The sequence below is a fragment of the Bacillus thuringiensis genome (assembly GCF_001182785.1).
GTDB lineage: Bacteria > Bacillota > Bacilli > Bacillales > Bacillaceae_G > Bacillus_A > Bacillus_A thuringiensis_S.
The window spans coordinates 1,866,982-1,880,369 of the sequence record NZ_CP012099.1 but is presented as its reverse complement, the minus strand read 5'-3'; the positions used below and the strand labels follow the sequence as shown (position 1 = coordinate 1,880,369).

The following is a 13,388-nucleotide window of genomic DNA, read 5'->3' as shown; positions in this document are numbered from 1 at the left end:
TTAAGATACACTCTGCTCTATCATAAAGTGAAACTTTAATCAGCTCCCACCTAATTTCTTTGCTTTCGCTGAATTTTGAGGTGAAGTCTTACTGCCCGGCAAATAGCGGGATAAAAATAAAAAGCATTCATTCTTTTTTATTAAGAATGAATGCTTTTTAAAAAATCAATTTCCAACTCTAGCATCTTTTTTTGACGAGGTTTTACTTTCCTTACGGGAACTCCAGCGTAAATATACCAATCATCTAAACTCTCTTTTACCATACTCATCGCGCCGACTGCCGTACCTTCTCCTACAGTTACATTTGGAAAAATAATAGAATTAGCACCAATAATCACATGTTTTTTTAAAATAACTTTTCCTACTTTCACATTCCTATATTGATTCGGGACGGTTGGCCCCATTAATGTATTTCCACTGAAATCATCAAGTACTGCATATACGATTGTTTTAGCTGAAATGTTTGCAAAGTCATGCATTTCAATCCCAATTCCCCCTCCATATAACGCTGTATACGCCGAGATGTGCGAATAACTTCCAATTGTGATTTTGCCACTTAAAATGCAAAAGTCATCAATTCTTACATTATTGCCAACTGATATAGCACCCGGATTATATATACTTGCTTTTTTACTAACCAATACATTTTTCCCAACAGATAAAAATCCAATTTTCTTTAGTTCTTCTTGACTATAAAAACTATTCATCTACCAACACCACCTTCTGCTCTAAACAGATTACAATTTGCTCTACTAGTTCTTTCGTCATTCCTTCCCATAAAGGTAAACTTACAATTCGGTTTGCTATTTTATTCGTTTTTGTTAAATCTGTAGACTTATATTTTCTAAAAAGAACTTGTTGGTGGCAAGATGGTGAAAAGTATAATCTAGCTTCTATTTTCTGTTTTTTCAGTTCTTCTATTACTTGTATGTTGTGAACTTCTTCTGGACAAATGATAGGCATAAATTGATGAATAACCGCTTCTGTCTTTTGGACTTCCCACCCTTTTTTCATTAACCCAGTACTTTGCAATAACTGTTTATACCATTCAGAAATACGGGTGCGTTCTTTTAATTTTTGATCCCATCTTTTTATAGTCGCTATCCCAATAGCTGCTGCGTATTCAGACATTTTACAATTAAACCCCATCATCGTGCATTCACGATTTTTATCAAATCCGAAATTCCCCATTCTTTTAATACGTTGTATATCTTCTTCGTTTTTACTATATATGAGCCCTCCTTCACCAATTCCGAAAGGCTTTGTTGCATGAAAGCTATATACGATCATTCCACTAAAATCCTGACCGTAATGCATACCACTATTCATTAATCCAAATCCCGGTGCCGCATCTACGACAACCGGAACCCCGATTTTCTCTAATTCTTCATATTCTTCTAAGTCCATCCATGATCCAAAAGTTGCGTACGGGACAACAATCGCAACCTCTTCTTTTAATTCTTCTATCTTATCCAAAAGTACGGTTTTATCCATATACCAATCATCGATTGAAATATCAATAAAATAAGGTTCCAATCCACACCAAATAGCCGCTAAGACAGTCGCAGGGAATGTAAAACTAGGCATAAGAGCATACTTTCCCTTTCTTCTTTTCTTTAGTTGAATAGCCGCCATTAACCCTAACGTTGCATTTGCTACTGTTGTAACAGCTCCCCTGTTTTGAAAAAATGCCGACATAATTGTTTCCTCAAAACGTTGATTTATAGGTCCATAATTCGTATATATGTGAGATGTATCAATTTCCTTCAATTCGTCCAAATACTCAATTACAGGTACAGTTGAAGCACGTAAAAAAGGAATATTCTCCATATCTATCTATTCCTTTCTATCATTTTCGGACAATATAGAGCATATCTGTTTCAGATAATCCAAATTTCCTAGCACTTTTCATTCCTTGTTTTTCCGCTATGTTATATAATTCCACCTTAAATCCTGCATTCATTAATCGTTGAATAAATCCCGATTGATTATAAATTCTCACATGATCTTCTTGACCAAAAGCTAATTTCCTCAATTGTGGTGTTACAATTAATTCATTCTCTACAATAAAATCTACATTCATTACGATTGGTACTTGAATAATTCCCCATCCATTTGGCTTTAACACTCTATATAACTCTCGCATTGCTTTGTCATCATCAGGAACGTGTTCTAACACATGGCTACATAATATTACATCAAAAGTATTACTATCATATGTAATCCTTGTAACATCAATTTCCTTCATTAATGGATCCTTTGGTTCTAAGTCACCACATACATACGTAATATTTTTATACTCGTTAAACCAATCTCTTAACTTCGCTTCAGGTGCAATATGAAGCATAGTATAGTTTCTATTTAACAAGTCTGTTTCCGTTTCAATGTATGTACGATACAATCTTTCACGATCCATCGAATTACAAACTGGACATATCCCTGTATCTTTATTCCACATCTCAAATTTATATTTCGGAAAATCATAATGTGCTGGCCAAGGTGAAAATTTTTCAAATTGTTGATTGCAATATTGACAATAACAAAATTCTTTCTCAAACATGTGAGCAACTAATTTGTGTAACCCTTTTTTTATCTTTTCATTATAAATTTGATCTATTTCGCCATTTCTTACTGCATCCTTAACTATAAATCCCGCATTTTCTAAACAATAAGATAAACTCTCTTTATACTCACTTTCAGAACTTAAAAATCCACTATTATATGCATCTATAATTAATTCAATCCACTCTTCAATTGTCATTAACATAAAATGCATTTGTTTTTGATTTTGTCCACTATGTTGTCTAAAATAACTAAGAGGTTCTTGTATATAAACTACTTTTCCTTTTCTCATCATATCTATCCAAGTTGCAATATCATTAATAGCAGAATAAGCCTTTCCTTTAAAATACCCAAACTTACCTTCAAACAAATCCCGATTAAACAAAACAGTTGTCGGCTCACCAACTATATTTTTTAAGTTTTTTAACATATAATTCCCTAATTCTTTTCCTTCAAAAAGTGTTGTTTCTTTCGCGATTTTCATATTCAATGTTGACGGTGGTAATATCTCTCCATTCTCATCAATCAGTTCACGATATGACGTCACAAATGAAATGTTTTCTAATGCCAAAAAGTATTTCATCATTCTCTCGATCTTTTCATGATGAAATAAGTCATCATCTAATAAAAAATTTATATAATCCCCATTCGCAAGTTCTATACACTTATTAAAGTTTTCGGCAACTAATGGCGTTTCATTTTTAACATATGTAATACACTCATATTCACGTAAGTACGGTTGAATCATAACATTGACTTCATTATTTGTACTGTCGTCAGAAATAATAATTTCTATATTTTCATATGTTTGATTCAGAGCACTGTTGAGCGCTAATTCCAAGTAATAAGGTCTATTGTATGCAGGAATAAGTATACTTACTTTCGGTAAAGAAGAATTATTATTTATATGCTGTTTTTTCTTTTCTATATTTATTTTCTTTCCTCTAATTTTTTGGTAATAGTCTAATGTATATAATATCGATGATGGAACTATCCTTCTTGCATAATCTAGAAAATTAGTTATCGCTTTGTCTAAATCTTTTTCGTTGGATAAGAAACCATATTTTTCTCCCGCTATAATACTGTGTGAAAAATCTTCTAACCCATCCATCATTTTATTAGATTCATTTAACTGTTGATCTGGATGTAATCGAAAGTAACTAAGTGTCTCTGCTATATATACTGCTTTTCCTTCACTTAATAAAGATAACCATGAAGCTATATCTACATTACATAAATACCGCCTCTTATCAAAAATCCCATACGGTTCTTGTAACTCATTTTTACGAAATAAAACTGTTGTTGGTTCTCCAATATAATTTTTTTGATCCACAATTACCTTATTTCCTAATTCTATTCCCTCTATAATCGTATCCTCTTCAAATAAACGGACAGTTGAATAAATATGTCGTAGTTCTTTCCCTTTATCATCAATTACTTGACGATGAGATGTTACTAGCTTAATTTCATTATCTAGATCATTGAAAAAATACTTCATCATCTTTTCAATTTTATTCACATGAAATATATCATCATCCATTAAAAAATTTATATACTCACCGTTCGCTTCATGAAATAACATTAGCGCATTTTCAAATTGTCCGAGAGTTGATCTGTTTTTTATATAAATAATATTTAAATGATCACATAAATATTTTTGTAACACCTTTTCTGTTTCGTCATTCGTGCTGTCATCTCCAACTATAATTTCTATATTAGGGTACGTTTGTTCTAACACACTACATAACGCCTTTTCAAAGTAGCGAGGACGATTATACGTAGGAATTAACACACTTACCAACGGAAGTTGCTCTACGACCTCTTCAATTCTTTCAATACGAGTTCTCATTTTAACTCTCTCACCTCTTCGCATATTATTTATATACGCGACACAAAAATCACATTACTTTAACTGTATGGAGCCTATATACTTTTATGCAAACATGAAACAAAATATCATACTTTTCGTTCCTGAATAAACATATTTAATAACGCGGACATTTTATTTGCACCTTTTTTATTCATATGATCACTATCATAAAAATCATCCTCACAAAATAATGGCGAATCAAATAGATCTATGATTTGAAAAGAATATTGAGTTTGAAACTCATTTATAACTTTATAAAAATCTTCTTTTAATTTCTTACTACTACAATTGAAATAATGTGAAGTAACAGGGAATACAACAATTAATGGCTTTATATCGTTTTTTAATAGTAATTCTAAATATTTCTTAAAAATCATTTTATTTTCAACTAAAGTATGAGGATACGCCAATTTAGCGTGTGAAGCTGCTCTTATTTTCCCGTGTTCTTCAAAAGGAATGTAAAGAGGAGTAGTATTCCATTCAGCATTTATCCAAGGCAGTACCAATGATTCATCTTTTAGTTCATCTAATAAAATATATTCAAAATGCAAATTAAAAATAGAAAGAAGTGGTTTCGGAGTATTTAGATGTGAGAATCCATCAGTGGGTAGAGGAGAATGAACTACAGTATGATGACCATCTTGAAACAATGGATAATATACTTTGTGAATTCTATATGATTCAGATGATAACGACATATCAAAGAAAAACGAGAAATAGGCTATTCCTATTAAACAATATTGAAATGAATGAGTGTTTGATAGAAGTTGTGACGCTATTAAATAATCATAGTATAGATCTTGCGATGGAAGTGTTAATTTTATTGACTTTTTTGAGAGGAGCTCCGTACTTATGCCACAATGCGGATAAGACAAACCGGTAGCAAACAATTCATACGTCGGATCACTCTTTGCTTTTTTCATAGAAATGTATAAAGACATAAGCTCTGGATTTATTTGATAGATAGAAATTAATTTATCCTTCCATTCATACATGTATTTTGTTAAATTAATAATTTTTGAACTTTGCACGCCCCTATTTATCAAGTCATTTGTAAGTTTTTCTGCGTCCACTCTCCAAATGACTATATATTGAAAAGAATTTTCTATTCGAACAACATCTGAAACGTCTACAACATGAACTATTGTTTTACATTTATTTTTGTCTAATGTATTTCGAATCCTCTCCCCGGATAATTCATCACTTAAAACAATGATTTTATACTGCTCCTTCATGTGCATCCCCTCCATTATATGTATAATATGAAATTCATTTTTAATTCGTAACAATCATATACACCTGCAATCTAACAAAAAAATAGCTCCACCATTAGGCGTAGCTATTTTTACAATTATTGCTTATTCAAATCATATTCCTTTATCTAACTCATAAAGTTTACGATACTTTTCATTTTCTTTCAAAAGTTGTTTATGACTACCTTGCATGACAATTTGGCCACGATCAAGGAATATAACTTCGTCTACATGTTCTATTCCTACAAGATGGTGCGTAATCCAAATAACCGTCTTTTCTTCCGTTGCAGAAAACATTGTTTCAATTAAAGACAATTCTGTTTTCGGATCTAAACCGATAGTCGGTTCATCAAGTACAATGATGGGTGTTTCTTGCATAAGAGTTCTAGCAAAAGCAACCCTTTGTCTTTCACCACCAGAAAACCGCTTTCCCATTTCATGCATTTTTGTTTGTAATCCGTCCGGAAGAGAAGTAATATGTGAAGCTAATTGTGCTTTCTCTAAAGCTTTCCATATCTCTTCATCCGTCGCCTCTGGTTTGCCAATTCGTACATTATTTCCAATTGTCGTATCAAACAAATGGGGCTTTTGATTTAATACAGAAATATATTTAGATAAAAGATTCGTATGAGCTCGTTCACCATTCAATACAACTTGGCCGTTTACTGGGCTTAACGCCCCTGCTAACAATTTTAGTAAAGTAGATTTCCCTGTCCCACTTCTGCCTAAAATAGCAATTTTCTTCCCTGCTTTTATTTGTAATGATACGTCTTTTAATACAATCTCATTACTATCTGGATAACTATACGATACGTGATTCAGTTCAATATCTACATGTCTTGGTTCAACGTAATCATTATCTCCATACAAATCCATTTTATCATGTAAAACACTATCACTTTCTACGCCATTAAGACGATGGGTAGATTCTACATACGACGGGATTCGATCGATGGCATCTGCAATAGGAATAAGCGCATTCGTTACAGATAAAGTCATTAATACGAAAGCTGCGATAACTGTAGGAGCAATTTGCTCACTTGCCGCTTCATTTCCAGTCCATATAATCATCGAAATAACTACAATACCTACTACTAATTGAATGATACTGTCCCGAATATGATACCAGCGTTTCACTCTCTTTTCGATTTTTAACAACTGATCATTTTGTTTTACATACTCATTAATAAATTCACCTTTACGACCACTTGCCTGCCAATCAGATAATCCAAAAACAGCATCCGTCAGTTGTTGATACAAACGGCTTCTGCCTTGCTTTAAAGTAACATGGTGTTTCTTCATCAAAAGTAATGATACAAATGGAAGAAGAAACACGATAATAGCTAACATACAACCTACAATAAATGCAAACACAAGGTCAAATGCACCGATAACAAGTACGAAGATACTATAAACAACTAGCGCTAATATACTAGGAAATATTGTACGTAAATATAGGTTTTGCAAATGCTCTATATCTTCGGATAACACTCCTAACATATCACCCGTTTGAAATCGAGAACGGAAAAATAACGCCTGTGGTTCTACTATTCTATATAGCTTCGTTCTCATTTTTTCTAATATACGTAGTACGACATCATGTCCGACTAAGCGCTCTATATAATGAAACACAGCTTGCCCTATACTAAACGCTCTTGTTGCAACAATAGGAACATATACAGCCATTACATTTTCTGGTCTAAGGGCAGATTTTGAGATTAAATAACCTGAAATAAAAAGTAACATCGCTCCTGAACTAACTCCAAGAAGACCAAGGAAAATAGTTAAAGTCATTCTACCTTTATTTTGTTTTATATAAGGTTTAACCCAGTTACTCATTTCTCTCCCCTCTCTTCCCTATGAAAATGTAATGTCTCACTCTCTAAAAGTTCTTCATACGTCCCACTTTCTATCATTTCCCCTTTATTTAAAATAAGGATATGGTCCATTTGTTTCATCCAATGTAGACGGTGAGTTGCTAAAAATACTAACTTTCCATTAAATAGACGTAACATCGCTTGCTTTATTTCAAATTCGGTTTGAATATCAAGATGTGCCGTAGGCTCATCTAATAAAATGATTGGTTTTTTACTTAAAAGTGCACGCGCCATAGCAACACGCTGTTCTTGTCCGCCACTTAGCATACGTCCACCTTCTCCTATTCTTTCGTGCATCCCATTTGGAAGTGATGTAACGAGTGAACGAAGGCCGACTTCATTAATAACTCTTTCAACTTCTTCATCTGTTGCTTTTGTTTCATAAAAACGAATGTTATCCTTTAATGAAAGCGGAAAAATATAAGGTTGCTGCGGAATGTAAGCAATATTTTTTTGCCAATCTTCACGAGTAGATCCATCAACTTCTAGACCATTTACTAACATCTTTCCACTCGAAGGAGATAAAAACCCGGCTAATACGTCGATTAACGTCGATTTCCCCGCACCACTTTCACCAATAACACCAATAGCACCGTTACCTTCCCAAGTAAAATTAATTCCTTCTAATATAGCCTTTTCAGATTCAGTATTATTAACTTTGATATCTTGTAATTTCAAGCTACTAGAGGCATTCCATACTATATCTTCATTTAAATCTTTCTTTTCTATTCCTTTTTGTTGTTGCAAAATCTCTTCTATTTGCTCCATCGCAATTTGTCCATCTAATGTCGCATGATAATTTGCTCCCACTTGTTTAATCGGCAGAAAATATTCCGGAGCTAAAATCAAAATTGTAAGGGCTGGTAATAGTATAATCGTTCCATCTATTAAGCGTATCCCTAATCCAACTGCCACAAACGCGATTGATAAACTCGTAAAGAAATCTAATGCAAAAGAAGAAAGAAAAGCAACTCGCAAAGTACGCATCGTTGCTTTTCTATATCTTTTACTTACTTTTTCAATCTTTCCTTCGTGCTGTTCACTTTTCCCTAAATACTTTAATGTTTCTAAACCTTTTAACGTATCTACAAAATGGTTCGAAAGTACACGATATATCTCATACTGACTATCTGCCATTTTTTGCGCTGCTAATCCGAGAAGAATCATAAATATGATCACGATAGGAATCGTTACAACTAAAATGATTCCAGACTCAATATCTAGCGTAAAAACATATAGTACAATTAGACCTGGAACGATACTACTTCTAATCATTTTAGGAATCGTTAATTCAATATATGTTTTAAATTTCTCAATCCCCTCAATTGATAAGGTAACCAGATGACCCGTTCCAACCGTTTGAACATATCTTGGACCTAATGTGAAATATGCCTCTATCAATTGTTTTCTTAGTAACGACCCTGTTTTTTCGGCAAAACGTTCCACTAATATTTGTGATGTTCGAACTACTATGTTACGCGCTGCAAACGCGATACCAAAATAAACAATTTCACTTAATATTGTTTGTACTGTCTCTCCATGAAATAAAAACGTAATAGCTCGTGCTAAAAAGATTGTTTGCGCAATAATACTAAAAGCTTCTAAAATACTAATAATCGTTAACGCTACATATAAAATACGGCTACCGGGATAAGACGGAAGTCCTCTTTTTCTTTTCATTAGTACTCCAAATCGTTGTCTGACTTAACAGGTTGTCTAAATACATAATAACTCCATATTTGACTTCCGATAACGAAAGGCAAAATAGCAATCGCAAAGTAAGTCATAAGTTTTAATGCATAAGCTCCTGATGCTGCGTTGTAAATTGTCAAATCATTCATTGCTCCTAAAGAGCTAATCATAACACGTGGGAACATACCGATAAATACACTCGCACTTAGTAAAATGATTGTTAAACTCGTCATAAAGAAAGCCCAACCATCTCTTCTTCTTTTATTTAATAACGTGGACACTAATAGTGCTACAAAAGCTCCGATTGGTACCATAATCCATTCTGTTCCATGAGCAGTGAAAATGTCGGTTTTCCATAACCCCACACCAGCAAAAACAAGAAGTGTAATTAATGAAAATGGTGCAATTTTTATTGCAGCAATTCGTGCACGTTCTCTCAATTTACCAGTTGTACGTATCGTAAGAAATTGTAATCCGTGAACAATACATAGTAGGAGAAACATTACTCCCCCAAGTAACGCAAATGGATGAAGTAATTGCAGGAATCCACCTACAACATTTTTGCTCTCATCAATAGGTACACCTACCATAAAGTTTGCAATCGCAACTCCCCAAAGGATAGGAGGTAACATACTTCCAATAAACATCCCCCAATCCCACGCACTCTTCCATTTATGATTATCTATTTTCGCACGAAATTTAAAGGAAACACCTCTTAAAATTAAAGCAAGAAGCATAAATACAAACGGAATATAAAAACCACTAAATAAAGTTGCATACCAGTGCGGAAATGCCGCAAACATGGCTCCACCAGCACAAACAAGCCATACTTCATTCGCGTGCCAGAACGGTCCTATTGTATTTAAGTAAACTCGTTTTTCAAAATCATTCTTTCCTAAAAACCTCGAAACCATTCCTACCCCAAAGTCGAAACCTTCCAGTACGAAGAATCCAACAAATAAGATTGCAATAACTAAAAACCATAACTCATTAAGAGATAACATACTCTTCCTCCTTATCAAATGGATCATGGCTTTGATAATCCTTTTTCGTTTTCTTATTTGTGTGGCCCTTAATGGTACGAACAAATAAGTACACACAAATTCCACCCATAATTAAATACATTGATGTGAATGAAATAAGTGAGAATAATACTTCACCGAATGTTACATTTGGTGATACAGCATCTTCTGTTTTCATTACACCAAATACAACCCAAGGTTGACGACCCATTTCAGTCATAATCCATCCTACTGTATTACCGATGAATGGAAGAGAAATTGCATACACCATTAATTTTAAATACCACGTTTTTTCAGCTAAACGATCTTTTCTTGATAAGAACCATCCGTAAGCTCCTAGAAGAAGCATGAATGTTCCACTCATTACCATCGCTCTAAAACTCCAAAACATTGTATGCACTGGAGGAATATAATCCCCAGGTCCATATTTTTCTTCATATTGTTTTTGAATTTGATTCATCCCTTCAACTTGACCGCTAAACTTATCATACGATAATAGACTTAGCATATAAGGGATTTGAATTTCAAACGAATTTTCTTTCTTCTCTGTATCAATTTTCGAAAATACTGTAAATGGCGCTGGATCCTCACTTGTATTCCATAGTGCTTCAGCTGCCGCCATCTTCATTGGATGTGTCTTAATTAATTGTTGCGCTTGTGCATGACCGAAGAATAATACAAACGCAGTTGTAAGTGTTCCAACAATGATAGAAATGCGGAACGATTTTTTAAATACCTCAGTTTCTTGCGCTTTCGTTATTTTCCATGCACTCACACCTGCAATAAAGAATGCACCTGTTGCAATTGCTGCTGTAATTGTATGCGGGAATTGTACCCATAGTTGTGGGTTTTGAATAATGGCTAAGAAATCATTCATTTGTGCACGACCATCAGCTGCCATTTCATACCCGACAGGTGACTGCATAAATGCACTTGCAGTTAAAATCCAAAATGCTGATAACATCGTTCCAATTGAAAGGAGCCAAATACACATTAAGTGAATTCGCTTCGGTAATTTATCCTCACCGAATACCCATAAACCTAGGAATGTAGACTCAATGAAAAATGCCAGTAATCCTTCAATTGCAAGCGAGGGACCAAATACATCACCTACAAAACGTGAATACGTTGACCAGTTCATACCAAACTGAAATTCTTGTAAAATACCTGTTACTACACCTACTGCAAAGTTAATAAGGAATAATTGCGTCCAAAACTTTGCCATCTTCTTATATACTTCTTGTCCTTTTACCACATACAACGTTTGCATTATCGCAATAATAAAAGCTAAACCAATTGACAGCGGAACAAAAAAGTAATGGAAAATCGTTGTTGATGCGAACTGTATTCGTGCCAATTCGAGCGTTTCCATACTAAAATCACTTCCTTCATAGTTTTTATAATAAAAGTTAATTGAGCAATCTTATCAAACTCAATTATTAAGAAATACGAAAAGACAAAAACATTTTGTATGTATTGTCGAAAAATATGAAGTTTCAGTTTTTCAAACTATTGCAATGCTAATTTTTACCTTTTCACTATTTCTGTAGTGTTTTATTCGTTAATCGAATTGTATAATATACCTACATAGTAAATTCAGGTTATTTTTGACGTATTATTGACATCATTTTGTCTGAAATATGTCTTTTGTCATTTTTTTGAATCAGATTTTCCTCATTAGTAAAATGTGTTTTTTCAATATACGGCTTACTTTTATATCTATAAAACAATCGTGTTTTTCTTCATACACTTGACTTTTAACCGAAAAAATGTCCTCGCATCCACCCTCGATAAATGCTTGTTTTTTGTCAAGAGAAAAATGTATTTCCAAAATTCAAACTCGAAATAATGTTATTCAAAAATAGAAAATAACTTCCCTCTTCCTCGATTAAAAGTTCATTTTTTTGTCATTTTTCCATAACAAATAAAAAACTGAGAGTCAATTAGACTCCCAGTTTTTTTATTTATTTTGCTGTATGTTTTCTAACGGCTGGTAAAATTTCAGTAGCAATTAATTCAATATTTTTCTCAATTTTATCAAATGGTACACCGCCAAAATCAATTTGTGCCATAAAGCGTTGTTGGCCAAACAATTCATATTGGTAAAGCATTTTCTCAATGATTTGTTGTGGGCTACCAACCATTAAAGCATCACGGTAATCTATTGCATTTGTAAATTGCTGTTTCGGATACCCACCACCGCGCAGTGTAAGCATACCAGCATTAATGTGAGGGTAATATTCACTAAGTGCATCTTGTGAATTTTTTGCCGTATAAAATAAACTCGTTGTCGCAACTGGTAAACTAGCTGGATCAAATCCACTTTGCTGAGCAGCCTCGCGATAAGCATCTACTGACACTTTAAAGTTAATTGCTGGGCCACCAAGTGTTGTTATCATCATTGGCACACCTGCACGTCCTGCTTTAATTGCACTAGCTGGCGGTCCACCAACCGCACGCCAAATTGGCAGGTTATTATTTTTAGCTCTAGGGATAACTGAAGCATACTCAAGTGGTGCTCTGAACTGCCCATTCCATGTTACATGTTCCTCTTTATTAATTTTTAATAAAAGATCCATCTTCTCTTCAAATAACTCTTCATAATCATTTACATCGTAACCAAGTAAACTATATCCTCCAATACGAGATCCACGACCAGCTACGATTTCAGCACGACCATTAGAAATCAAGTCAATGGTAGCGAAATCCTCATATACTCGAACTGGGTCAGATGTACTTAATATCGTTGCGGAACTTGCAATTTTTATATTTTTCGTAACTTGCGCGACCGCACCTAAAATAACTGTATGAGCTTGCGTTGTAAAATGCGTTTGATGACTTTCGCCTACAGCAAACACATCAAGCCCTGCCTCATCTGCTAACTTAGCTGTTTCAATTAGTTCGTGAATTCTTTTTTCTGGCGTAATTTTCTCCCCATTATGTGGATTTAAAACATGATCGCCAATTGAATATAACCCAAACTCAATTCCTTTTCTTGTATCTATACGGTATTTTTCCATAGTTACTCTCCCCTTTAATAATGTAGTATTAGTTTTTCTTCTAAAAACGTTGGTAAGTCAAGTATATCTCCGTATTACCTACCTCATCACTT

9 protein-coding genes are annotated in these 13,388 nt (G+C 33.9%); all 9 read right to left on the bottom strand.

Annotated features, from left to right (window positions below):
* Positions 1–140 precede the first annotated feature (140 nt).
* Positions 141–707 (bottom strand): acyltransferase, encoded by a 567-nt coding sequence (locus AC241_RS09830; protein ID WP_050843296.1) that lies wholly within the window; start codon positions 705–707, stop codon positions 141–143.
* Entirely contained in the window at positions 700–1,830 is a 1,131-nt protein-coding gene (locus tag AC241_RS09825) for a DegT/DnrJ/EryC1/StrS aminotransferase family protein (protein WP_043935027.1), read from the bottom strand. Before AC241_RS09825 ends, AC241_RS09830 begins: the two co-directional genes overlap by 8 nt.
* Before the next feature lie 19 nt (positions 1,831–1,849).
* Complete coding sequence (locus AC241_RS09820; RefSeq protein ID WP_016082014.1) at positions 1,850–4,411, bottom strand: glycosyltransferase; 2,562 nt, start codon at positions 4,409–4,411, stop codon at positions 1,850–1,852.
* 107 nt (positions 4,412–4,518) lie between these two features.
* Positions 4,519–5,667 (bottom strand): hypothetical protein, encoded by a 1,149-nt coding sequence (locus AC241_RS09815; protein ID WP_029442027.1) that lies wholly within the window; start codon positions 5,665–5,667, stop codon positions 4,519–4,521.
* Between the two features lie 132 nt (positions 5,668–5,799).
* Positions 5,800–7,524 carry a thiol reductant ABC exporter subunit CydC gene (gene cydC / locus AC241_RS09810; RefSeq protein WP_050843294.1) on the bottom strand — a complete coding sequence of 575 codons (1,725 nt, stop codon included), beginning with the start codon at positions 7,522–7,524 and terminating at the stop codon, positions 5,800–5,802.
* Entirely contained in the window at positions 7,521–9,242 is a 1,722-nt protein-coding gene (cydD, locus tag AC241_RS09805; RefSeq protein ID WP_050843292.1) for a thiol reductant ABC exporter subunit CydD, read from the bottom strand. The genes cydC and cydD overlap by 4 nt, the downstream gene beginning before the upstream one ends.
* Positions 9,242–10,258 carry a cytochrome d ubiquinol oxidase subunit II gene (gene cydB, locus AC241_RS09800; RefSeq protein WP_000950083.1) on the bottom strand — a complete coding sequence of 339 codons (1,017 nt, stop codon included), beginning with the start codon at positions 10,256–10,258 and terminating at the stop codon, positions 9,242–9,244. Before cydB ends, cydD begins: the two co-directional genes overlap by 1 nt.
* Positions 10,245–11,648, bottom strand: a complete 1,404-nt coding sequence (gene cydA, locus AC241_RS09795; protein WP_050843290.1) for a cytochrome ubiquinol oxidase subunit I — start codon at positions 11,646–11,648, stop codon at positions 10,245–10,247. Before cydA ends, cydB begins: the two co-directional genes overlap by 14 nt.
* A gap of 592 nt (positions 11,649–12,240) precedes the next feature.
* Positions 12,241–13,296: an LLM class flavin-dependent oxidoreductase gene (locus AC241_RS09790; protein WP_048563983.1), complete on the bottom strand. Its 1,056-nt coding sequence runs from the start codon at positions 13,294–13,296 to the stop codon at positions 12,241–12,243.
* Between the last annotated feature and the right edge of the window lie 92 nt (positions 13,297–13,388).

Bases quoted from the DNA above. Each gene is read 5' to 3' on its own strand.
- AC241_RS09830 (WP_050843296.1), bottom strand. From the start codon at position 707: ATGAATAGTTTTTATAGTCAAGAAGAACTAAAGAAAATTGGATTTTTA.
- AC241_RS09825 (WP_043935027.1), bottom strand. From the start codon at position 1,830: ATGGAGAATATTCCTTTTTTACGTGCTTCAACTGTACCTGTAATTGAG.
- AC241_RS09820 (WP_016082014.1), bottom strand. From the start codon at position 4,411: ATGAGAACTCGTATTGAAAGAATTGAAGAGGTCGTAGAGCAACTTCCG.
- AC241_RS09815 (WP_029442027.1), bottom strand. From the start codon at position 5,667: ATGAAGGAGCAGTATAAAATCATTGTTTTAAGTGATGAATTATCCGGG.
- cydC (WP_050843294.1), bottom strand. From the start codon at position 7,524: ATGAGTAACTGGGTTAAACCTTATATAAAACAAAATAAAGGTAGAATG.
- cydD (WP_050843292.1), bottom strand. From the start codon at position 9,242: ATGAAAAGAAAAAGAGGACTTCCGTCTTATCCCGGTAGCCGTATTTTA.
- cydB (WP_000950083.1), bottom strand. From the start codon at position 10,258: ATGTTATCTCTTAATGAGTTATGGTTTTTAGTTATTGCAATCTTATTT.
- cydA (WP_050843290.1), bottom strand. From the start codon at position 11,648: ATGGAAACGCTCGAATTGGCACGAATACAGTTCGCATCAACAACGATT.
- AC241_RS09790 (WP_048563983.1), bottom strand. From the start codon at position 13,296: ATGGAAAAATACCGTATAGATACAAGAAAAGGAATTGAGTTTGGGTTA.